Raw genomic sequence first — 22,104 nt, 5'->3', positions numbered from 1 at the left:
TCTAAAACTATGGAATCAATATCAAGAGGACAATTTCTAAAAACACTCGGCCTTTCTTCAAAGGCACTAATGGCATTTTATTGTATTGGGGCGGTTTCGTCTTGTAAATCAGATGATAACGTTGAGCCCGATGGGTCTTCAAGAGGTAATTCAGGTAATAATAACAGCGGAAATGCTGCTTCCGGTATCACAGGGGCTACTTCTGGAAATTCACTCGACTTCATAATTGACCTTAAAAATGCCAATTATTCCAAGCTTACTACTGATGGCGAATTTGTAATTGTTGGCGATGCCTTGATAGCCAATGCCGGAGGGCAATATGTGGCAGTTTCGAAAAAATGTACCCACGAAGGTACTAATCTCCAATATCGTAAAGCACAGGGCGATTTTTTCTGTAATAATCATGGTTCAGAATTTAGCCTGACCGGAGCTGTTGAAAAAGACCCTGCATCCTCAAGTTTAAAAGTGTTTTCAACTAAATTTGATTCTGCAGCCAGTACATTACAGGTAAAAGCTTAAAACTGATTATTTAGAATAATGCAAATACAAAAAAAACTCCTCATTTTTCTTTTGATAATTGTTGCAGTGAGCAATAAAATTTACGCTCAGGATCATCCCGCAGATAGTCTTCTTACCGATTTATTAGGTGAAACATCTGCTGCAAGTTCTGAGCTTTTACCCGAGAAAATGCTTTTTACTCAAAGGATTTTTTGGGGAGAAAAAGGTTTGTATCGTAAAGTAGGATTAGCTCCTAAAGTGCTGACACCTGAGAATCGGGAAAGAGAGCTCAAAATCAGAAGAAATATGTTCAGGTTTCATCAGGGATTAGGGCTTGCAACCGCAGCGGCGATGGTTGCTCAGGGAATAGTAGGGGCTAAACTCTATAAATCTTATGATGGAGATTTGAAAGATTTTCATGAGGGATTAGCAAAAGGAATCAATATTGGCTATTTCAGCACTGCTTTACTGAGTTTTACGGCACCACCTCCAATGGTAAACCGTGCGAAATTTGACAATATTAAATTGCATAAAATTCTTTCAGTGGTTCATTTGTCCGGAATGATAACAACTAATGTACTTGCCCGGCAAATAGAGCATAGCTCAGACCCCGCAAATCTGAAAAAAATACATCGCGGTGTGGCAATGACTACTTTTGGTGCATATGCTTTGGCAATAGCATCGATAAAATTTGAATTTTAAGGTTTGTTATCTGTGTATTTAAAATATTATAAATGAAAAATATACTTCTGCTATTCACTCTTCTGAGTGTAGGTTTTTCTTCTTTTTCTCAGGAAAAAAAGAAAATAGAAGCCGATAAAAAGTCTTCATATATTACTTATGCCATGAAACACCCCATGCATGATTGGGATGCTAAGTCAAATATGGCAAAAAGTGTAATTGTATATAATTCTACAAGCCAAAAAATCGAAGCGGTGGCGGTTGTAGTTCCTGTAAAAAGTTTTGATAGTGGTAATTCTAACCGCGACTCACATGCCATCGAAGTTTTGGAAGCTCTTAAATTTCCTAATGTGAGTTTTTCGGCTTCGTCAATACAAGAGTCAGATAGTCAGGTGACTGCAAAGGGGAATTTAACATTCCATGGGGTAAGCAAGCCGGTTGAATTGAAGGCAACAAAATCGGTGATAAAAAACGCTATAAAGCTTGAAGGTGGTTTTACGATTAATATGAAAGATTTTGCGGTAGAACCTCCGGGACTGATGGGAATCAAAACCGATGACAAAATTACCATCAAATATTCAATGGTTTTTCCTTTGTAAACTACTCAATTACTTTTGGTACCTTAAAATATTCTTCGTTTTTGAGGGGAGCATTTAAAAGCCCTTCCTCTCTTGACAAGTGGATTTCGGCTTCGTCTTTTCTGTAAATATTTACACCTTTATGCATGTGTATGAGTGGTTCAGTTTGGGTGGTGTCAATCTCTTTGAGTTGATCCATCCATTCCAGAATATTTTCAAAATCCTTGGCCATTGATTGTTTTTCTTCTTCAGTAAGTTCCAATCTGGCCAAATGAGCTATTTGCTCTATTTTTTCTTTGTCAATTTTCATTTTATTGAATAATATTGATCCAACTCGGTCTGAATCACTTCGTAAACTTTTTGCTTTAAAAATTCAATGTCTCCCGAATTCAAATCCCTGGTATCGATTGGCTGATGAATTACCACTTTCGGAATTCCCCATTTCAAACTGATATTGGGCATTATTTTATGCAAATTTAAGAAAGTAATCGGCACAATGGGTACTTTCGAATCAATTGCCAGAATAAATGCACCATCTTTAAATGGTTGTTGCATTTTCGGGATGCTTGGCGAAATTATCCCACCCTCAGGCATAATAAAAAGGCTCCTGCCTTCTTCTAAAGCTTTTTTTGATCTCATGAGAGCCTTGGTTCGGCTATTTTTGTCACTTCTGTCAACCTGAATGTGCAATTTTGCAAACATATAACCTACAAGAGGGATACGTTTTACGGAGCTTTTTCCCATATAAGAAAAATAATTCCTCACTACTTTCATGCCCACAGCTACATCGAGATATGAAAAATGGTTGGCTACGAAAATATATTTTTTCTCAGGATCCGGATTAAACCTATGTTCAATCGAAACAGGGATTCCGGCTATAGGGAAAAACAAATCTGCCCATAGATTAGTGAGTTTGGTTCCATATCTGTTCCAAGACTTTTTTCGGGTGCAAATCCAGATAAACGGATGCAAAATCAGATAAATAGCTAGTAACCAAAATATCGCCCAGGCGTTGAAAAGATAATTCAATACCAGTTTTATTGATTTAATCATTGGCAAAATTACTCTTTCACGTGGGTATGTAATTCCACGGGTTTTTTAGAGCTTGTACGCATTTTAATGTTAAGCATTTCGACCAAAAACGAAAACGCCATTGCAAAATACACATAACCTTTTGGCACATGTACATGGAATGCTTCGGCAACCAAAAGAGTTCCTATCATAACTAAAAACGAAAGGGCAAGCATTTTTACTGTTGGGTGTTTTTCAACAAAATCACCTACATTTTTTGCAAATAGCAACATGGCAATCGTTGATAGTACCACCGAAGCTGCCATAACAGCTATCACGGTAGTCATACCTATTGCAGTAATAATGGAGTCAATAGAGAAAATAATGTTTATCACGGTAATATCCATAACCGCTCTTGAAAGCGATGCAACGCCTTTATTGGTGTCCAAATCATCATTTTTACCTTCCAGTTTATGGTGTATTTCTGAAGTAGATTTGTATAACAGAAACAACCCTCCGCCTAACAGTATGAGGTCTTTACCGCTAAATCCAAGGTCAATAGGTAGTCCAAGATCCTGTAGATTAAACAGATCTTTTTCCAGCCCTAAAACCCAACCTAATACAAATAGCAGACCTATTCTGATACCCATTGCAGTTAATAGGCCAATGTTTCGTGCTTTTTTCTGCTCATGGCTGGGAAGCTTTCCCGATATAATGGAAATAAATATGATGTTATCGACTCCCAGAATGATTTCGAGAATTGTAAGCGTCAAAATACTGGTCAGGGCTGCCGAGGTGAGTAAATCTTGCATTATAGAATTTATTTTTTTTGCAAAATTATAACTTATCAATCAAAAAAAATTACCATTTATGCATTTTTAGTACCGTTTATTAAAGTCCGTTGCCAAAATCTGTATTTTTTCCGGCGATAGTTTGGCACTGCTTACCGCCAATCGGTATCTGAAAGTGGTCGATTGACCCGGTTCTAAGGTCAGATTGGTTTCCTTTTTACCGTTTGTGAATACTTTTTCGCCTAAAGGATTAACACTAAAAAGACCGTACCCGCGTGTGTGCCAGTATGAAGGATAATTAACGTTTTTGGGATGGTCAAAAATACTTACCGAAATACTTTCCTGACCAATATTTCCCTGAAGAGTGACCCATTCTGAGCGTTTTGACCAGGTGTCTTCTCCGGTAATTCCCTGTGCATTGAGGTAATTTCCATTTACGCCTGTATTGTCAAGCACCGGCACTTTGGTAGCCAGACCACTTGCATCAGTAAACATTTCGGGTTTATTGGAAGGAATTTCGAGTTCACGGGCGACTCTGATGGCAAAAAAGCCATCTTTTACATCTTTAAATACTACTTTTTTGTCTGCTGCAGTCAGTTTGGTGATCCGGTCAACTATGTTAGTTTCATCTTTACCAGAAAAAATATAGGTTGTTTCTTCAATGAGCATCAATTGACCATTTTTATCTAACCAATCAGCAGTAACAACTAGTTTTCCGGATTTTTTACCGCCTTTCTGAGTTTTTATTCCGGTGTGAACAATGGTTCCAAAAGTGCGTTTATCACCTGATTTTTCTACTTCAACAGAGTTATTCCAAAAATCATGGCCGTTGGCATCCTCATAGTTAAGCCATACACCTACATGGTGCGGATGGTCTATTCTTTCGTTTTTTCGGGGTGAAATGGGCCAGCCCCGGGTCACTTCGGTGCCTTGCGGGGTAAAAACAGGATTTAATACCGCTTTTTTCAAAACATCTTTTCCCGGATAATAATAATTGGTAAAAATTTTTTCTCCAATTTTTACTTCTATCTTATGTTCTGAATCCAGGTTTTTAAAGCTCACTTTTTTCTGGGCATAAGCAGTTTGAAAAAGGCCAATGGTAGCCAAAAGCAATATTTTTTTCATTTTTTTAAGATTGATTTTTTCTGATTAATTCAAATTAGAATTAATTTCTATCAAAAATAGAGTATTGAATCAATAATTAGATTGTAAGAAATGCTTAATTCAGATATTATTTTAACCAAAAAAAAGAAGCGACAATATTGCCGCTTCTTAATTTTATCTTTTAAAAATATTATTTAATCGTAAAATTGGTTTGCCCAACTCTAAACCCATCGGCATATAATTCTATTTTATATGTGCCTTTTTCATAGTTAGTTCCGCGGTTGTAGATAAATTCCACCGTTTGACCAGAATTATTATAAAGTACAGTTTGCTTGGCAGTGTATATGGTTTCTTTTCCACCAAAATTAAATGCACCTGAACCGGTTGCCATATCAGAAATCACATTTCCTTTAGGGTCAGTCATTCGCATATAAATAGTTTTGTTCTCTTTTTTAGTCAATGGATTTTCTGAGAGTTTAAAACTTAATTTGATTCTGTCAACTCTACGTGCTTTAAATTCTTCCCCATCTCTTTCTTTGCCTCTTGAATTTATCGCTGTCACAGAGTAGTTCATAGGTCTGAGGGCGGCCGCAAGGGTTACTTTTTCTGATAATTCCCGGTTTTGTACGGTAGTTCTGTAAACTGAATCTGCCAATGCATCTTTGGCCGATTTGAGTTCGGTATTGGAGCTTTTCAAGCCTGTATTTTCAGAAGAAAGAATTTGATTTTGGTTATTAAGAACAGCATTTTCCTCACGTAATTTGGCCAGTTCGGCATCTTTTTCAGCTAAAATAGTTTCATAATTTTTTATTTTAGTCTGATATTCTTTTGAGTTGAAATTTTTTGAAGAGAGCAGAGACTTTTTGTCTTTCTCCAATTGTGCTTTCATGGCTTCAAGCTCATCAACCTGGCCGCCCAGAGCAGTGATTTCAGCAATTTTGGCATCTAATTCTGACGAAATAGAATCAAGTTTGGTATTTGTTCTTAAAAGCTCCTGAGTTTTTTCGGTAAGTGTGACATTTTGCTGAGAAGTTTGTTGCTTTTCATTAAAATAAAGATAGCCGAATACGGCTGCTAAAGCTACAGCAAGAACCAGCCCTGCTTTCATGACTGAGTTACTGCTTTTATTAGTTTCTTCCATAAGTGTTTTATTTTGGTTAGATATTAACGACAAAAATATATTTTTATTTTTGTTTTCAAAGCCCAATTGCCCTTATATTCAATCCTTTTTTGACGATTATCATAAATATTAAGTTAATTGAATTCTAAAATCCTAAAAAACCATCCTTATTTGATTGTCATGGTCGCCGCATTGGGCTATTTTGTTGATGCTTACGACCTTATTTTATTTGTTGTAATCCGAAAGTCGAGTTTATTGAGTCTGGGAGTTCCTGAAAATTTATTGGCTGGAATCGGTCTAAATCTTTTCAATATTCAGATGATCGGCACATTTCTCGGTGGTATTTTCTTCGGGGTAATGGGCGACAAGAAAGGGAGGCTTTCGGTGCTTTTTGGCTCTATTTTGGTGTATTCATTAGCCAATTTACTCAATGCCGGTGTGGATCAGCTGTGGCAATATTATGTTTTAAGGTTTGTGGCGGGTTTTGGACTTGCCGGTGAGTTGGGTGCGGGAATAACCCTGGTTTCGGAGGTTATGCCCAAGGAAAAAAGAGGCTATGGTACGGCCATTGTGGCGGCTTCAGGTGCATTGGGTGCAGTTTTTGCGGGATTGTTGGGAGACCTTACTACCTGGAGAATTTCGTTTTTAATCGGTGGTGGTATGGGTTTACTTTTATTGGTACTTCGCTTCAATACATTTGAGTCTTCCTTATTTGAAAAAGCAAAAGTTTCGGATAAACTTAAAGGTGATTTCTTTTCTTTATTCACCGATAAAAGCAGATTTAAGAGGTATTTTTCAAGTATTCTGATAAGCTTGCCCATATTTTTTACCATCGCCATTTTGATGCAGTTGGCACCCGAAGTGGCCGCAGAATTGGGTATTAAAGCAGAAATTAAAGCCGGTGTCGCTGTTTCATTGGTTTATATTGGTCTTACAATCGGCGATTTATCTTCCGGCCTTTTGAGCCAATGGTTTAAAAACAGATTAAAAGTTATTCGTTTTTTTCTGATTTTAGGGCTGGTTTTGTTGATTTTCCATTTGATTTCGAAAAACATATCAGTAGGGTTATTGTATGCAATTTATGTAGCATTGGGCTTTGCTGCAGGTTATTGGGTAAACCTAATCACACTTGCTGCGGAGCAGTTTGGCACTAATCTTAGGGCAACTGTTGCCACCACCATTCCTAATTTCGCAAGAGGTGCTGCAGTACCCATAAGTCTTTTTTACCAGTGGCTCAGGCCTGCTTTCGGTGTTTCAGTATTGGAAGCAGCTGCCATTTCAGGTATTTTATGTTTTATTTTTGCTTTTTCTTCCACATTTTTTTTAAAAGATACATTTTCCAAAAACCTTGATTATACAGAATAAATGGCACTAATATCAAAGAAAAAAATTCCATTTGCGATTTCAACAAAATTGAGGTCATACCTGACGCAGTTTGGACGGGAACAAAAAATCCCTTTGAAATACGAAGACCTGCTGCGGTATAACAGCAAGGTGACATTGTATGACAAAAAAGGAGAAGATACTCTTTGGGAAACCGTGTATTATCCCCAAAGTGATATGGAAGAAATTTATGAAAACCTGAAAGCTATCTATGCCGATTTAAAAACTGACGGTGACGAGGCGGTTATCAATCACTTGGTAGTTGACCGTGTGGATGTGTGTACTTATGCCAATACCCTGCCATTCAGAATCAGGATAATCAATAAAGTGAACGACAACGGAGATTATTTTTACATAAAAAAAGCCGACTCTTCCCGTATCTATGGATTGGAATTGGAGCACTTGCTTTCTCCTAACGCCATCTCTTACATTACCTATGAAAATACTCTGATAGAAGAGCATATTGTAGGGATTACAGGGGATCTTTTTATGCAAAAACACCTGAAAAGTGAGAACTTGAATCCAATCAGGCTATCGAAAGAGTTTGTGAAATTTAATGAGAGGTGCTTTGTAAGACTTTTGGGTGATATGCATTCCAGCAATTTTGTCGTGATTGCTATACCTGATTTCGAAGATTTCCAATACCGTATCAGGGCGATAGATTTTGACCAACAGTCGTTTGAAGGGTCAAAGTCGGTTTATATGCCACAGTATTTCAAACAAAACAATCCATTGGTGCAATTGGGTATGAAATACATGACGCCGGAGTCGGTAAAGCAATACCAGATTGAAGAACGCTCACTCATAGCGGGTCGAATGAAAGCTGAAAAAGTTAAACTGGAACACCTGCTTGACTGTATGAAAACTGATGTAATATGCATTGAGGAAAATCTCGTGAAACTCAGAAAAGACCTGGCAAAACACTATAAAAACAAGGAGTTTTTGGATTGTAAAAACATGGGTGAAGTAGTGGAGCTGAGCCTGAAAATGGTGAATTTGCATTGAGGTTGGACTTGTTTAAAGGAATACAATAAAAGGTCCGATATTAACTAAGTCGGTCTTGTTTGTGAGGACACAAACAAGGGCTAGGACACAAACAAGAGCAAGGATACAAACAAGAGCTAGGATACAAAATAAGTCTTCTTCTTGTTTGTGAGGACACAAACAAGGGCTAGGATACAAACAAGAGCTAGGATACAAAATAAGTCTTCTTCTTGTTTGTGAGGACACAAACAAGGGCTAGGACACAAACAAGGGCTAGGACACAAACAAGGGCTAGGGCACAAACAAGGGCAAGGACACAAACAAGTAAGAAGTAATCAATTACTTGTTATTTCATCAAACGCACTAAGGCTATTTCGGTCAATAAAAACAACAATGCGGCAATCAGAAAGTACTTCCAGAGGGGTTTCCCAAGTGAAGTGTCACGAAAGGCTTCTATAAATTCTCCGTCAAAAATATTGTTGTAAACTTCTACTTTGGCCTGATTTTCAAATATTTTTCTTAGCTCATCTGCCGAAACAATTTCGAGCCTCGACTCCATATTGTCATGATTGAGAGCCAGTGTTTTTTCCACTTTTCCATTTATTACCAAATCATAAAACCCGGCTTTAAATTGATTCTTGTTGCCCAGTTCCGATGACTTCGGCAAGGTAAGATGCAGCGTTTTTCCGATTAGCCTTTGGGTGGGGATAATCTCCATTTTCTGGTTTTTAAGAATATATGTGGCGTTTTTGGGTGCATTTGGCAAGTAAAATTGTATGTCAGAATTCTCAAAACTGTAGGCCACTTTTTCAGATTTACTACTCAGTGAGGCCATACGATAAAATGTAGGTACAAAAAAGGCATGCTCGGCAAAATTGCCAAATTTGGAAATCAAAGGAGCCGACATCATATAAATGTTGCCGTCACCCACTTTGGTTTTTGACATAAATACCTGTCCATTTCTGAAAGAAAGTAGTTTTTCTGCTGACCCGCCCCAACTTAACACGTTATTGCTTCGGGGTAAACTAACCATTCCATTGAATGTGCCGGATTCAAAAACTCCCTCAAAGAAAGGCGAACTTTTTTCGGGTTCAGTAATATCCATGAAGTTTTCGGGATTTATATTTTCATAAACATTCTGAATACCTGTAATACCATAGAGATTTAGAAAACTCTGAAAACTGCCAACCGAAGGATTTTCTGAAGGACTAATAAAAACATTTCCCCCGGCAAGCAGGAACGTTTGCAAAGTACTTTTCAGTTCGCCTTCAATAGCTGAAACCCCATCAAGAAGTACTAAATCAGCATTTTGCACCTGACCCGGATCAAAATTTTGCACTGAAAAACTGTTGTAATTAAACAAACTGTCGTTGGCGTACATTTTTCCGATATAATTTTGTGGACTACGTTGGCCGTATAGATGCAGAATTCGGATGGTCGGAGAAGCATTGAGAACAAAATAGTACTCATTGTCAAATATAATCGGCTGGTCATCAAAACTCACTTTTGCTTTATGGATACCCCTGTCTTTCACAGTGAATGTAAAAGAAGCAATCTGATAGCCATTGGGCTCAATGGTAACCGATGAGGTGGAAGATTGAATGTCGTCTATATAAAGCTTAAGCGGTAGTTTATCCACTTTTTTATTTCCCGAATTAAATACCTTAACATATAGCGTATTATTCTGCATTTCACGAATCAGTGGCATTGAAAGCCAAACAGAATCAACAAATACGTTTTGGTAAGCCGCCGCATTCACCGGAATCAGGTGAACCTTGTCATTTGAGTCAATTTTCAGACTTTGCAATGAACCAATGGTACTTTTTTGAAAATCAGAAAACCAGAAAAAATCATTTGACGCCGATGGGTTGTTTTTGGCTGCAATTCCATGTTGTCTTTTATATACCTGTTCCAGGGTTCTTGGACTTTCCGAAAAATCCAGAGTAGTAAGTCTGTCTTTGATTTTAGAGGAATTTGTAATAAACTGATCCTGACTATCAAAGTCATTGGTGGTGAGCTGTAAATTTGATGATCTGTTAAATATCGACAACAATTCATCGATTTTGATAATGGCATGATCCAGAAAACGCTTGTTGTCAGTTGTATTTTGCATACTGAGCGAGTTGTCGAGATAAATGCCGTTTATTCCAACGGGTTTGGTCGATGGAGTGATTTTGTTTTTGTAATAAATAGGTTGGGCAAAAGCTAAAACCAGACAAGCCAAAAATAGCATCCTGGCCGCCATAATGAGCCATCTTTTGAGTTTTCTAAATGAGGCCGATTTGGTCTCAACGGCCTTTAGGAGAGCGACGTTAGAAAAATATACTTTTTTTGTTCTTCGAAAATTAAACAAATGCACCACCAGCGGAATCGCCAATGCTGCCAATGCCCACAATACTCCGGGAAACAAAAACTGCATATCTGGTTTGTTTATTTAAAATTAAGACAAATCTGAGGAATGAATTTAGCAATATTTTTATACAAAAAAATGATTTTGCGGAATAATCCATTAGAATCAGAATCCGCAAAATCATTAAATATTAATATCCCGGGCAATTACTGAGCACTTGCTGAGTCAGCCGCAGCAACCGCAGTATTAGTTGAAGGGTATAAAATCTCTTTAATCTCAGCAGTACGGGCTTCAAGCTCTGGTTTGGCTTCGTAAGTTACACTTAGTTGGCGAGCCATTGAGTCAGGGTGTACACCATACACATATTCACTGCCTTCATTCACGTCATCTTGCTCGATTCTGTTAGTTTTTTGATAGCTGCATGAGGTCATGATAGCTACCACAGCAAAAAGTAATATAATACCCGGTTTCTTTTTCATTATAAAGCTTATATCTTTTAAATTTGCACAAATTTAAATTGAGCATTCCAAAAACACAAAGTTTATTTTCTTTATTAAATCGAAATAAGACTTAAAATCAGAATGTTTTTGTGGAATGCCCGCAAAAAAACATAAAATGAGGTATGATGTTGTTGTAATCGGAGGTGGAATAGTGGGACTTTCTACTGCCCTAAACCTAAAACAATCCAATCCTAAACTAAGATTGGTGGTAATTGAAAAAGAAGACCATATAGCTCCACACCAAACCGGGCATAATTCAGGGGTTATCCATTCGGGATTGTATTATAAGCCAGGCAGCCTTAAAGCAAAAAACTGTATCGACGGTTACCATCAATTGATTGATTTTTGTCAAAAAAATGAAATTAAATATGACCTCTGTGGTAAAATCGTAGTAGCAACCAATGAATCTCAAATTCCGATTTTGGACGGATTATACGAAAGAGGACTTCAAAATGGATTGACCGGTTTAAAAAAATTGAACCCGGAACAAATGAGGGAAATTGAGCCCCATGTGGCTGGAATCGCCGGTATTTTAGTACCTCAAACCGGTATTATAAACTATACTAAAGTTACCGAAAAGTACCTCGAATTATTTCTCAAGCTGGATGGGGAAATGAAATTTGGGGAAAAAGTAACTTCAATTTCGGCATTAAACGGAGTTTCTACTGTGGTCACCTCCCTGGGAAGTTATGACACCACCCTTGTCATTAATTGTGCAGGGTTATATAGTGACAAAGTAGCTCAATTTACTGAGAATAAAAAAGTTAATGTAAGAATAATTCCTTTCCGTGGCGAGTATTACGAAGTAAAGCCTGAAAAGCATTATTTGGTTAAACACCTCATATATCCTGTTCCTGACCCTAATTTCCCCTTTTTGGGAGTTCATTTTACCCGAATGGTAGATGGGGGAATTGAAGCGGGACCCAATGCAGTTTTGGCTTTTAAACGTGAAGGATATTCTAAATTTTCTGTTGATTTCGGTGAACTTTATGAAACACTTGCCTGGCCGGGTTTTAGAAAAGTTGCGACCAAATTCTGGCGAACTGGCCTGGGTGAATATTATCGCTCATTTTCAAAAGCTGCTTTTACAAGGGCTCTTCAGGAGCTGATTCCTGAAATAACCGAAAATGACCTTAAACCGGGTGGTTCCGGCGTGAGGGCACAGGCCTGTGACTATACCGGAGGGCTATTGGATGATTTTGCAATTATCGAAAACTCCCAGGCCATCAATGTGCTCAATGCACCGTCTCCGGCGGCTACCTCATCGTTGGCCATTGGTAAAACCATCTCTGAAATGGCCTTGAAAAGATTAAGCTGAAAAAAAGGACTGATTTTAGCTAATTTTTAAAGGTTTAAAAGGGATATTCCTTAGTTTTGTCTTTTCAACATCACCCTAGAATAAATGACTCCCGAGTCAATTGTATTTTTAAATCTCATGTTGTATTTGCTGGGTTTTGTATTCCTGATGGGATTGCAATATACAGTATTTAAGGATCTTTCCGGGTGGATATCCTTGATATTCAATGTAATGGGATTGGTGGTGAGCTCAAGCGTAGAGCTCAATTATCAGGAGTATTACGCATTTTCTTACCGCTGGCTCAATGTAGGCGATACTCATTTTGAGTTTAAATATGTAATTGACAACCAGTCGTATTTTATGTATATTCTGGTACAAGTTATCGCATTGGCAGTACAACTTTTTTCTACCAGATATCTTAAAAATGACCCCGGAATCAACCGTTTTTTTGCTTTCATAAATTTATTTGTGTTTTCGATGCTCGGAGTGGTTCTCTCTGGCAATATGCTGCAATTGTATTTTTTCTGGGAGCTGGTGGGTTTTTGCTCCTATTTGTTAATTGGTTTTTGGTTTACAAAAAAATCGGCCAACGATGCCTCACTGAAAGCTTTTTTGATGAACCGGGTAGGAGATGCCCTTTTTCTGGCCGGAATTTTTACATTTTTTCTTTTGTACGGAACACTCGATTTTCAGGAATTACCCACGGCAGTGATTACCCCAAAAATATCCCATTTTCCTTTTTTGACCGTAAATCAAATCCAAAATCTGGCAGTTTTGCTTGTTTTTGGTGGTGTGGCGGCTAAATCGGCTCAATTGCCCTTACTGACCTGGCTACCCGATGCCATGGAAGGCCCTACTCCTGCATCAGCCTTGATTCATGCTGCTACTATGGTTGTAGCCGGAGTTTATTTATTAGGAAGGATTTCACCAATAATTCCAGAGGAGGCGGGTTTGGTAATCGCTTTAATAGGTTCATTTACAAGTGTATTGGCAGGTATTTCTGCTGTTTTTCAATATGATATTAAAAAAGTGCTTGCCTATTCTACGGTGTCTCAGTTAGGTTTTATGGTGGCTGGTATGGGAATGGGTGCAGTAGGTGCAAGTTTGTTTCATCTGGCTACGCATGCTTTTTTTAAAGCAGGTTTGTTTTTGAGTGCAGGAGCGGTGATACATTATTTGCATCATGAGCAAGACATGAGGAAAATGGGGAATCTTGTGAAACAAATTCCTGTAATTTTTTATGTTTATTTGATTTGTGCTGCAGCTCTGGTAGGAATTCCTCTTACATCGGGTTATTTGTCAAAGGAGGCATTGCTCAATTCTGCAGTTGCCTATGGGTTTGAGAATAATCAGTTCAATATAAAATCTTTAGTTCCTATATTTATGGGAATAACGGCGTTCCTTACGGCCTTTTACATGGTCAGACAGATCGTAATGGTGTTTTTTGAAAGACAGGAAAGCCCGGTTGGAAAAATAATAGACACAACAAAAAGGACTTTTGGAAAAACCATAAAATCGATACAGGATATTCTGAATGCCGAAAATGATAGTTTGGGAGAGGACCGAGTGATACAGTTTTTCAGAAACCTGGGTGTATTTGATGTGGCAGTGATTTTTTTGGCTATAAGTTCAGGATATTTTTTATTTTCAAAATCTGTTTTTGAATACAAAGAAGTTTGGTTTTTAAAGATTTGGGGAGGTGGAGATATTCATTTTCATTGGATTCCTGTCACAGTTTATGGAATTATGACTCTGGCTTTGTTGATTTCATATAATACCACATTTGAAGAACTCAGACGGTATTATTTGGGAGAAACCAAAACGGGTTGGCAAAAAAACATAGCCAATTTGGCAATGAACCACTTTTATATAGATAAATTTTATCTTTTTTTAAGCCGGAAATTAACTTCCTTCAAAATTTTTAAGATTTCTGATTCAAAAGATAATTTTGATGGAATTCAGGGGCTTATTTACTATTTTGATAAAAAATGGGTTGATGGACTGGTAAATTGGGTGGGCTCATTGACCATTTCAATTGCAGGCATTTCTGCAATTTTCGAAAAAAGGTTTGTTGATGGGTCGGTTTTAGGGATTTCAGGTGGTTTACAAAATCTGGGAAATAAAATCAGGACTTTTGCCCGTGGGCAGCTCCAGTTTTATGTACTGGGAATGGTGGTATTGGCATTAGGAATTATTTTCATAAGAATATTATTTGTTTAGTATGCAATCTGGATTGATAAGTACGCTCATTTTATTGCCATTATTTGCTTCTGTGCTGATTTTGGTTTTACCTGAGTCTTACAAAGGCTCCTATAAATGGATTTCACTGATTACCCTGATCCTGATGTTTATCAATTTGGGAACTGTGCTAAAAGGATTTGATATTAAAGTCCCTGCTTATCAGTATCTTGAGCATTTTGAGTGGATTAGGTTAACATTAGGAAATACTGCAATTTTGTCAATTGATTATATTGTGGGTATAGATGGCCTGTCTTTATCGATGTTGGTTCTCACCATTTTAGTCTTTTTTATTGCTAATATTTCTTCATTTGGGATAGAAAAGAAAGAAAAAGCCTATTTTTCCTTATTTCTGCTTCTTTTGGCCTCTGTTATTGGCTGTTTCGTTGCAATTGACTTTTTCTTATTCTTTATTTTCTTTGAGTTTATGCTATTGCCTATGTATTTTTTGATAGGCATTTGGGGTGGTCCCAACAAACAGTATGCTTCCCTGAAGTTTATTATCTACACCCTGGTAGGCTCAGTAATGATTCTGGTGGTGATGATTGCCCTTTCGATGTCAACAACAGATCAGTTTTTTACAAATGAATACAAAAAACTAGTTTATAGTTTTGATTTCAGGTTGTTGAGTGATACAGGAAATCTGATTAAAAATTCTTTACTGAGTATCGAAAAGCCGGCATCGATTTTTGGACTTGACGCCCGCAGTCTTATGTTTTTCCTTTTGTTTATTGGTTTTGGAATAAAATTGCCCATGGTACCTTTCCATACCTGGTTGCCTGACGCTCACGTAGAGGCTCCAACGCCTATATCGGTGGTTTTGGCGGGTATTTTGTTGAAAATCGGTGGCTATGGAATGATCAGAATTGGATACGGCTTTTTCCCTGAGGAATTTCACAAATATGCCATTTTGATAGCGGTTATGGGATTGATATCCATAATTTATGGCGGGCTTAATGCACTGGCACAGTCTGATTTGAAAAAATTGATTGCCTACTCTTCGGTTTCTCACATGGGATTTGTTCTCGTGGGTATAGCAGCACTAAATAAAGAAGGCTTTAATGGAGCTATATTCCAAATGTTCAGTCATGGTATTTTGGCTTCGATGTTATTCTTGGTTGCAGGTGTGATTTATGAGCGTACCAAAAACAGAGAGATTTCAAACTTTCAGGGTTTGGCAAATCGAATGCCTCTTTTTACAGTTGCGGTTGCCATTGCATTTTTTGGTTCTTTAGGTTTACCATCTCTTTCTGGATTTATTGGTGAATTCTTTACACTCTTTGCCGCTTTTCAAGCCGGGCCAATTCCTAAAATAATACCGATTTTAGGCGTTTTGGGAATTGTGATTTCAGCTGTTTATTTACTTTGGACATTCCAAAAAATGTTTTTTGGTGAATATAAAACTTTGCCAGAGTTTGAAAACAAACTAACAGATCTTTCACAACGTGAATTTGTGATGTTGGGAATTCTGGCAATATTGACCATTCTTTTGGGCGTCTTTCCTAACCTATTGTTTGATTATCTTAACCCATCTGTCAATCATATTTTAAGATGATAAACAAGCAATTGACTGATATTTTCAATGATTTTGGTTTGATACTGCCCGAGCTATTTCTGGCTTTGGGTTTATTTTATATCTTGATTTTAGTTGCTTTCATAAAGAATTCAAAGAGCCTGATTCCGTTCTCAAGTTTTCTGATTTTGATTTTTTATCTTATTTATTCTACCAGTTTTTATAAAAATCAAAATCTACCAGATGGTGGGAGGCATTTATTGGGTGGTATGCTTTTGGTTGACAATGTTGGGTTGTTTTTAAGCAAATCATTACTGTATCTGCTTTAATATTTTTCATACACGCAAGACTTTTCAGGTATAAATATTCAGGCGAAATTTTCTTTTTGGTTATTTCGATTGTATTTGGGTTGAGTATTTTGGTGATGAGCACCCATTTTATGGTTATTTATTTAGCTCTTGAAATGGTTTCAATCGTGTCTTATGTATTGGTAGTCAGCAAAAAAGAGAAACATAATTTTGAAGCGGGAATAAAATATCTGATTTTCGGGTCCACCAGCAGTGCCATCATGCTTTTTGGAATTTCCTTTTTCTATGGAATGAGTTTTTCATTCGACTTTGGTTCGGAAATATTTCGGTTGGCCGTTCAATCACAATCGGGCCTAGTTATACAGGCATTGTTGTTTTTTGTTTTGGGAGGTTTTTTATTCAAAATAGCCGCAGCTCCTTTTCACAGTTGGGTACCGGATGTTTATGAATCTACTTCCACGCCAATTATTTCATTTCTATCTTTTGCCCCGAAAGCAGGAGGTTTTTTAGTGATTTCCAGATTAATTTCGGCTCATTTCGCTGATTTTGAATCATTAATTATCTTTTTGGCGGCCTTTTCAATGATAGTAGGTAACCTGGCTGCCTTGGCTCAAACAGATTTTAAACGACTGTTGGGATATTCAGGAATTGCTCATTCGGGATTTGTGTTGGTGGGGATGCTTCTGGCCACACAAAATCATTTTTACGGAAGTTATTTTTATATACTTACTTATCTGGTCATGACCATGGGGGCTTTCTTTTTGGCCGATTTACTCAATTTATACAGTGGAAGCCAAAATGTCGAAGATTTTCGGGGTCTTGGTCAAAAAAATATATTACTTGGTATAAATGCCCTGATTTTGATGGCAGCTTTGGTGGGTTTACCTCCTACATTGGGTTTTCATTCCAAGCTTATGGTATTTTCTGGTATTATTAACCCACCGGCTCATTCCGGGTGGTACTATAGTCTGTTGATTTTCGGATTACTCAATGCAGCCATTTCTATTTATTATTATTTGAAAGTCCCTTATTTTATGTTGATTAAGGGAAGTTATTCTGCTAAAGTGACTTCTAATGTAATTTTTCTGAATATAGTTTTGTCATTTTTCAGTCTGGCTATTATCTACTTGTTTTTCTTTCCTGACGACCTCACCGTTTGGATCAAAGCCATCTCAAAGTAATCAGGGTTTGTTGTAGTTTATGGCTTCCAATAAGCTTTCCATATTGGTATCACTTACCGGAATTTCGAATTTTCCGATACTGATCCGATGGTTCCTGATTGATTCAATTTTGTCAATGTTGACAATGAATGATTTTTGGACTCGCAAAAACTTTTTTGACGGCAGTTTTTCTTCAATTCCTTTCAAAGTTGATTTCGTTAGGATCGGATGTACGGCATTGTTGACATATATTTTGATATAATCTTTTAGTCCTTCGATATGGCTAATGGTGTCAAAATTTATTCTAACCAACGAATATTCAACATTTACAAACATATAATTGATTTCGGGGTCGTCTTTTTTTGCTTGCAACAAATTGTGCACTTCTCTGGCTTTCAAAACAGCCTTGGTAAACCGGTCAAGACCTACGGGTTTCATCAGATAGTCAACCACTTGCAGATTATAACTTTCAACAGCATATTGATCATAGGCTGTTATGAAGATCACCAATGGCTTAGTTACAAGGCTTTCTAAAAATTGAGTTCCCAGCATTCCGGGCATTTGAATGTCCAAAAACATGAGGTCGATTTTCTCTTTTTCAAGAATTTCCATCGCCTCAAAGGCATTTTTGCAAGTAGCCACCAACTCCAGAAAAGGAATCTGACTTATATTTTCTTCCAGTAATTTCCTGGCCAACGATTCATCATCTACGGCAATACATCTCATTTTACCTGTCATTTTGATTGATGTCTTTTAAGTCCAGTTTGAGGTCAACCTCAAAAACTGATTCATTATTCTTTACTTTCAAATTATTGCCATCAGGGTACAAAAGTTCAATTCTCCTTTTTACGTTTTTTAGCCCAATCCCTGAGTTAGAATCCTTCTGTTCATCTTTTTCGGGCCCAATTTTGTTGGAAACTTTAAAAATGAATTTGTTCGGAGCAATTACATTTAAATTTATGTCGATTTCAGGATTTTTGATAAACCCCACTCCATGCTTAAAAGCATTTTCCACAAACGGAATCAGTAGCATCGGCTCAATAAACAAACTGCCCGGGTTTCCTTCAATTTTCAGATTAATATTTACGTCATCGCCAAATCTGATTTTCTGCAGTTCCACATAGTTTTTAAGATATTCGATTTCTTTTTCCAATAGAACCTGTTTATTTTCAGACTCATAAAGCATATACCTTATCAAATTGCTCAGTTCAATCGTGACATTTTCGGCTTTTTCCGATTTTGTCCTTATCAAATATACGATACTGTTAAGCACATTAAATATAAAATGAGGACTGATTTGAGATCTCAGGAAAGAAAGTTCCGATTTTAACCTTTCTTCTTTTTCTTCAGTGTCCTTTTTGCTTTGATTTATCATAAATACAATAACTCCGTAAAGGGTACTCATTGAAATGATGAATACCACCGGAAACAGCGTGCGAGTGTCATAAACTCTGATTGGAAATTTGTCAACTACAAAGTCTTTCACATACACATAAGCTGTAAGATAAACTATAAACAAGATCAGCAGGCTCAGGAAGTATCGGGTCAGCTGATTTTTAGAAAAGAATTTTTTTATCAGGATTTCAGTATTGAGGTAGAAAAACGGAACACTCAATAAACTTGCAGGGAGTATTTTGGTTAAAAAATCATATCTCTCTGTATCATTGTCCATGACAGAGTTTAAAATGGGCAACAAAAGCCAGTAAAACCAGAATAGTAGGTGGAATAACACCCTGAATAGCAGGTCACTGGATAGTTTTTTGTTATCTAACTTCATTTTTTAATAAGAAATTCCTGTTTGCAAGATTGGAATAATTTTCTTTAAAAAAAACAAAGTAAGACCAAATGAGCGTATTCATAGATTTAGAATGTGTTTGAGTAGTTGGTACATAAATCGGCAAGTTTAAACCTTTTATCCCCGATATTATTTGCTTTATCTAAATTCTAAATGGCCTCCGGCTATGACCTGTTATTTTTGTGAGCGATTGGAATAATTTCACTTCAAGCACTAAAAATCATTTATGAAAAAAATTATCTTTTTATTTTTACTTGTTTCCACTTTTTTAAATTCTACAGCACAAACAACTCCAAATCAGGTGACCGTGAGACTCGACGGTGAAGGTAAGATTTCAGGTGTTTTGGTAGACAGCTTGACCAATAAACCGGTTGAGTTTGCCACTTTGTCACTGTATAAAGTTTCGGATCTGACCAAACCTGTTGACGGTGCCATGACTGATGATGCAGGAAAGTTTCATTTAAAAAACCTTCCATTAGGAATGTACCTTTTGAAATTCACTTCCATTGGTTTTGTTGAAAAGCAAGTTAAATTTTTGGAAATTACTTCAAAAAGCAAAAACCTGCACCTGGGTAACATTTTGATTGAGCCCGATACCAAAATGCTGAAAGAGGTAGTGGTGAGTGGTCAGGCTGCTGTAATTGAAGAAAAAGTTGATCGTATCATTTATAATGCGGATAAAGATATTTCTTCGAAAGGTGGTGATGCTGCTGATATTTTGAGAAAAGTACCATTATTGTCTGTTGATCTTGATGGAAATGTTCAGCTTAGAGGAAGCTCCAATATCAGAGTGTTGATTAACAATAAGCCATCAACCATTATGGCTTCCAGCGTAGCTGATGCATTGAAACAGATTCCTGCAGATCAGATTAAAACCGTTGAGGTAATTACATCACCATCTGCAAAATATGACGCAGAAGGCTCAACAGGTATCATCAATATCATTACCAAAAAGAACAATATCGAGGGTTATACGCTCAACACGGATATCGGTGCCGGTAACCGCGGTGGTAACCTGGGTTTAAACGGAAGCCTGAAGTCAGGTAAATTTGGTATGAATCTGGGTGGTTTTGGAAGATACAATACCAATCCCTCCGCTACGGAGTTTTTACAACAATCGCTTGATCCGGTAAATACAACTACTGTCAATCAAACAGGAGATGCCCGCGACAATATGGTTTTTGGCCGATTCACTCTGGGTGCCGATTACGATATTTCTAAAAATAAATCACTTTCCGCTGGTGCAAGATTTGGAACCCGTAGCTTTAATCGTGAGCAGGATTTAATGATAAAAACAATGACAGGTTCTGAGTTGATATCGGAGAGCAGTCTGAATGTTGATTCTAAAAATCCTATGAATTCGTATGATTTTAACATTGATTATCTGCATATTATCAAACCTCAGAAGGAACTTAGTATTTCTACTTTGTACAGTAGAAGTACGGCAAATAGTAGTTTTTCCAATTCTATTGCAGGTACAAGTGAAGCCGATATTCTGAAAAATCAAAATGATAACCTTAATCAGGAATATACCTTTCAGGTTGATTATCAGACTCCAATAAGGAAAAATCAGTTGATTGAGTTTGGAGGAAAAGGGATTTTTAGAACAGTAAACAGTGACTATGGTTATTATTTGGGTAAAATATTACAAAAAACAGATGTAACAAAACCTTTTGGTAACCTCGATTATAATCAGAACATTGGGGCCGGATATTTGGCTTATACGTATTCTACAAAAACAAAATATACCTTTAAAGCAGGTGCCAGATATGAAATGACCGACATTTCTGCTCTTCAGGATGATACCAGGACAATAGACATCCCTGCTTACAGCAATCTTGTGCCAAGTTTTAATATCTCAAAAACATTTGCCGGAAAATATACAGTCAAAACTGGATACAACCTTAGAATTCAGAGACCAGGTTTGCAGCAACTTAATCCAAACATCAATTTTACTAACCCGAACAACCCAACCAAGGGAAATCCTGAATTAAGACCAGAAGTTACTGATAATGTGGAAGCAAGTTTCAGTGCCAGTATTAAGAAAATATATGTCAATCTTGCTCTTTTTGGCAGGTTTACCAATAACTCAATTCAGCAAATCGTACAGGAATATGGTGATGATAAGACCAAGTTCCTGACTTCTTTCGAAAATATAGGTCTGGAAAAAGCCTACGGTGCAAACTGGAATGGTAACCTGAGCATAACTCCAAAATGGATGTTGAATGGTGGCATTGAGGCATTTTATAGTTTTATTTCGGGCCAAACCATCGCAAGAGATGGGTCCGCTGTACCGGTATCTTCGCAGGGATGGAACCTCAACGGCCGTCTTATGACTTTTGCCACGCTTAAAAATGGCTGGCAGGTACAGGCGTTTAGTTATGTAAGAGGTAGCAGGGTTACACCGCAAGGACACCAGGGTGGTTTTGGTTTTTATTCGATGGGATTGAGGAAAGAATTTAAAAACAAAAAAGGGAGTATCGGTTTGTCAGGCCAAAATTTCCTGACTAACTCAATGGAAATTAAGACAACAAATCAGAATGCATATTTTTACCAAACCAGCATCAATCAGATGTATAACCGTGGAATAAGCATGAACTTCTCATACAGATTAGGCAAAATGGGTATGGATGCGATGCAACCTAAGAAACGAGCAAAAGGGGTAAAGAATGACGATATCAAAGATGGTGGTTCTGGTGAGGCAGGTGGTGGTGCTCAACCGGCCCAAGGTGGATCAAGACCACAATAAAGAAGTTAAAAATAGGTTTTAGGTTAAATTTGGAGAACTTGCTG

Annotated in this window: 20 protein-coding genes; 11 read left to right on the top strand and 9 right to left on the bottom strand. The window is 37.3% G+C overall.

The genetic code is table 11. The annotated features are described in order from the left end of the window. The first annotated feature begins 9 nt into the window (after positions 1-9). Genes IPP61_03075 through IPP61_03065 form a run of 3 tightly spaced genes read left to right on the top strand, consistent with a single transcriptional unit; the run spans position 10 to position 1,778 of the window. Positions 10-519 carry a Rieske (2Fe-2S) protein gene (locus IPP61_03075; protein MBL0324156.1) on the top strand — a complete coding sequence of 170 codons (510 nt, stop codon included), beginning with the start codon at positions 10-12 and terminating at the stop codon, positions 517-519. Positions 520-537: 18 nt separating this feature from the next. Then, the gene (locus tag IPP61_03070; protein ID MBL0324155.1) at positions 538-1,200 is read left to right on the top strand and encodes a hypothetical protein; all 663 of its coding nucleotides are present in this window, start codon (positions 538-540) and stop codon (positions 1,198-1,200) included. Between the two features lie 32 nt (positions 1,201-1,232). Continuing rightward, positions 1,233-1,778, top strand: coding sequence for a YceI family protein (locus IPP61_03065; protein ID MBL0324154.1), 546 nt, complete (start codon positions 1,233-1,235; stop codon positions 1,776-1,778). A 1-nt stretch (position 1,779) separates the two neighbouring features. On the opposite strand, the gene gatC is transcribed toward IPP61_03065, so the two are convergent. The 5 genes from gatC to IPP61_03040 all read right to left on the bottom strand — a co-directional run bounded on the left by gatC (position 1,780) and on the right by IPP61_03040 (position 5,804). Next, positions 1,780-2,067 (bottom strand): Asp-tRNA(Asn)/Glu-tRNA(Gln) amidotransferase subunit GatC, encoded by a 288-nt coding sequence (gene gatC / locus IPP61_03060; GenBank protein MBL0324153.1) that lies wholly within the window; start codon positions 2,065-2,067, stop codon positions 1,780-1,782. Continuing rightward, positions 2,064-2,810: a 1-acyl-sn-glycerol-3-phosphate acyltransferase gene (locus IPP61_03055; protein ID MBL0324152.1), complete on the bottom strand. Its 747-nt coding sequence runs from the start codon at positions 2,808-2,810 to the stop codon at positions 2,064-2,066. Before IPP61_03055 ends, gatC begins: the two co-directional genes overlap by 4 nt. A gap of 8 nt (positions 2,811-2,818) precedes the next feature. After that, positions 2,819-3,580: a TerC family protein gene (locus IPP61_03050; GenBank protein ID MBL0324151.1), complete on the bottom strand. Its 762-nt coding sequence runs from the start codon at positions 3,578-3,580 to the stop codon at positions 2,819-2,821. Between the two features lie 66 nt (positions 3,581-3,646). Continuing rightward, complete coding sequence (locus IPP61_03045; GenBank protein MBL0324150.1) at positions 3,647-4,684, bottom strand: PmoA family protein; 1,038 nt, start codon at positions 4,682-4,684, stop codon at positions 3,647-3,649. Between the two features lie 169 nt (positions 4,685-4,853). Next, complete coding sequence (locus IPP61_03040; GenBank protein ID MBL0324149.1) at positions 4,854-5,804, bottom strand: hypothetical protein; 951 nt, start codon at positions 5,802-5,804, stop codon at positions 4,854-4,856. Between the two features lie 159 nt (positions 5,805-5,963). Between IPP61_03040 and IPP61_03035 the strand changes: the two genes are divergently transcribed. Together IPP61_03035 and IPP61_03030 are read left to right on the top strand one after the other, a co-directional pair. Further along, the gene (locus tag IPP61_03035) at positions 5,964-7,148 is read left to right on the top strand and encodes an MFS transporter (GenBank protein ID MBL0324148.1); all 1,185 of its coding nucleotides are present in this window, start codon (positions 5,964-5,966) and stop codon (positions 7,146-7,148) included. Continuing rightward, entirely contained in the window at positions 7,149-8,171 is a 1,023-nt protein-coding gene (locus IPP61_03030) for a hypothetical protein (protein ID MBL0324147.1), read from the top strand. A 325-nt stretch (positions 8,172-8,496) separates the two neighbouring features. Here IPP61_03030 and IPP61_03025 read toward each other — a convergent pair whose 3' ends face one another. Both IPP61_03025 and IPP61_03020 read right to left on the bottom strand, forming a co-directional pair. Beyond that, positions 8,497-10,569, bottom strand: a complete 2,073-nt coding sequence (locus tag IPP61_03025; GenBank protein MBL0324146.1) for a BatA domain-containing protein — start codon at positions 10,567-10,569, stop codon at positions 8,497-8,499. Between the two features lie 137 nt (positions 10,570-10,706). After that, complete coding sequence (locus IPP61_03020) at positions 10,707-10,979, bottom strand: hypothetical protein (protein ID MBL0324145.1); 273 nt, start codon at positions 10,977-10,979, stop codon at positions 10,707-10,709. Positions 10,980-11,115: 136 nt separating this feature from the next. Between IPP61_03020 and lhgO the strand changes: the two genes are divergently transcribed. The 5 genes from lhgO (at position 11,116) to IPP61_02995 (ending at position 17,537) form a co-directional block, all read left to right on the top strand. Beyond that, a complete protein-coding gene (gene lhgO, locus IPP61_03015; protein ID MBL0324144.1) occupies positions 11,116-12,318 on the top strand; it encodes an L-2-hydroxyglutarate oxidase in 1,203 nt (400 codons plus the stop codon). Positions 12,319-12,402: 84 nt separating this feature from the next. Continuing rightward, a complete protein-coding gene (locus IPP61_03010) occupies positions 12,403-14,517 on the top strand; it encodes an NADH-quinone oxidoreductase subunit L (GenBank protein MBL0324143.1) in 2,115 nt (704 codons plus the stop codon). 1 nt (position 14,518) lies between these two features. After that, positions 14,519-16,090 (top strand): NADH-quinone oxidoreductase subunit M, encoded by a 1,572-nt coding sequence (locus IPP61_03005; GenBank protein MBL0324142.1) that lies wholly within the window; start codon positions 14,519-14,521, stop codon positions 16,088-16,090. Beyond that, positions 16,087-16,377: a hypothetical protein gene (locus IPP61_03000; protein MBL0324141.1), complete on the top strand. Its 291-nt coding sequence runs from the start codon at positions 16,087-16,089 to the stop codon at positions 16,375-16,377. The genes IPP61_03005 and IPP61_03000 overlap by 4 nt, the downstream gene beginning before the upstream one ends. Before the next feature lie 56 nt (positions 16,378-16,433). Then, positions 16,434-17,537: an NADH-quinone oxidoreductase subunit N gene (locus IPP61_02995; protein MBL0324140.1), complete on the top strand. Its 1,104-nt coding sequence runs from the start codon at positions 16,434-16,436 to the stop codon at positions 17,535-17,537. Here the strand turns inward: IPP61_02995 and IPP61_02990 are convergent, their stop codons facing one another. Together IPP61_02990 and IPP61_02985 are read right to left on the bottom strand one after the other, a co-directional pair. Continuing rightward, the gene (locus IPP61_02990; protein ID MBL0324139.1) at positions 17,538-18,242 is read right to left on the bottom strand and encodes a response regulator transcription factor; all 705 of its coding nucleotides are present in this window, start codon (positions 18,240-18,242) and stop codon (positions 17,538-17,540) included. Between the two features lies 1 nt (position 18,243). Beyond that, positions 18,244-19,293, bottom strand: a complete 1,050-nt coding sequence (locus tag IPP61_02985) for a histidine kinase (GenBank protein MBL0324138.1) — start codon at positions 19,291-19,293, stop codon at positions 18,244-18,246. A 244-nt stretch (positions 19,294-19,537) separates the two neighbouring features. On the opposite strand from IPP61_02985, the gene IPP61_02980 reads away from it, so the two are divergent. Continuing rightward, positions 19,538-22,060 (top strand): TonB-dependent receptor, encoded by a 2,523-nt coding sequence (locus IPP61_02980; GenBank protein ID MBL0324137.1) that lies wholly within the window; start codon positions 19,538-19,540, stop codon positions 22,058-22,060. The last annotated feature ends 44 nt before the right edge of the window (positions 22,061-22,104 follow it).

The organism is Cytophagaceae bacterium (assembly GCA_016722655.1).
In the GTDB taxonomy this organism is placed as follows: Bacteria; Bacteroidota; Bacteroidia; order Cytophagales; family Spirosomataceae; genus Leadbetterella.
This window is presented reverse-complemented; position numbering and strand designations above follow the sequence as displayed.

Bases quoted from the DNA above. Each gene is read 5' to 3' on its own strand.
- IPP61_03020 (MBL0324145.1), bottom strand. From the start codon at position 10,979: ATGAAAAAGAAACCGGGTATTATATTACTTTTTGCTGTGGTAGCTATC.
- IPP61_03010 (MBL0324143.1), top strand. From the start codon at position 12,403: ATGACTCCCGAGTCAATTGTATTTTTAAATCTCATGTTGTATTTGCTG.
- IPP61_03050 (MBL0324151.1), bottom strand. From the start codon at position 3,580: ATGCAAGATTTACTCACCTCGGCAGCCCTGACCAGTATTTTGACGCTT.
- IPP61_03035 (MBL0324148.1), top strand. From the start codon at position 5,964: ATGGTCGCCGCATTGGGCTATTTTGTTGATGCTTACGACCTTATTTTA.
- IPP61_03025 (MBL0324146.1), bottom strand. From the start codon at position 10,569: ATGCAGTTTTTGTTTCCCGGAGTATTGTGGGCATTGGCAGCATTGGCG.
- lhgO (MBL0324144.1), top strand. From the start codon at position 11,116: ATGAGGTATGATGTTGTTGTAATCGGAGGTGGAATAGTGGGACTTTCT.
- IPP61_03070 (MBL0324155.1), top strand. From the start codon at position 538: ATGCAAATACAAAAAAAACTCCTCATTTTTCTTTTGATAATTGTTGCA.
- IPP61_03000 (MBL0324141.1), top strand. From the start codon at position 16,087: ATGATAAACAAGCAATTGACTGATATTTTCAATGATTTTGGTTTGATA.
- IPP61_03065 (MBL0324154.1), top strand. From the start codon at position 1,233: ATGAAAAATATACTTCTGCTATTCACTCTTCTGAGTGTAGGTTTTTCT.
- IPP61_03075 (MBL0324156.1), top strand. From the start codon at position 10: ATGGAATCAATATCAAGAGGACAATTTCTAAAAACACTCGGCCTTTCT.
- IPP61_03030 (MBL0324147.1), top strand. From the start codon at position 7,149: ATGGCACTAATATCAAAGAAAAAAATTCCATTTGCGATTTCAACAAAA.
- IPP61_02980 (MBL0324137.1), top strand. From the start codon at position 19,538: ATGAAAAAAATTATCTTTTTATTTTTACTTGTTTCCACTTTTTTAAAT.
- IPP61_03045 (MBL0324150.1), bottom strand. From the start codon at position 4,684: ATGAAAAAAATATTGCTTTTGGCTACCATTGGCCTTTTTCAAACTGCT.
- IPP61_02990 (MBL0324139.1), bottom strand. From the start codon at position 18,242: ATGAGATGTATTGCCGTAGATGATGAATCGTTGGCCAGGAAATTACTG.
- IPP61_03040 (MBL0324149.1), bottom strand. From the start codon at position 5,804: ATGGAAGAAACTAATAAAAGCAGTAACTCAGTCATGAAAGCAGGGCTG.
- gatC (MBL0324153.1), bottom strand. From the start codon at position 2,067: ATGAAAATTGACAAAGAAAAAATAGAGCAAATAGCTCATTTGGCCAGA.
- IPP61_03005 (MBL0324142.1), top strand. From the start codon at position 14,519: ATGCAATCTGGATTGATAAGTACGCTCATTTTATTGCCATTATTTGCT.
- IPP61_03055 (MBL0324152.1), bottom strand. From the start codon at position 2,810: ATGATTAAATCAATAAAACTGGTATTGAATTATCTTTTCAACGCCTGG.
- IPP61_02985 (MBL0324138.1), bottom strand. From the start codon at position 19,293: ATGAAGTTAGATAACAAAAAACTATCCAGTGACCTGCTATTCAGGGTG.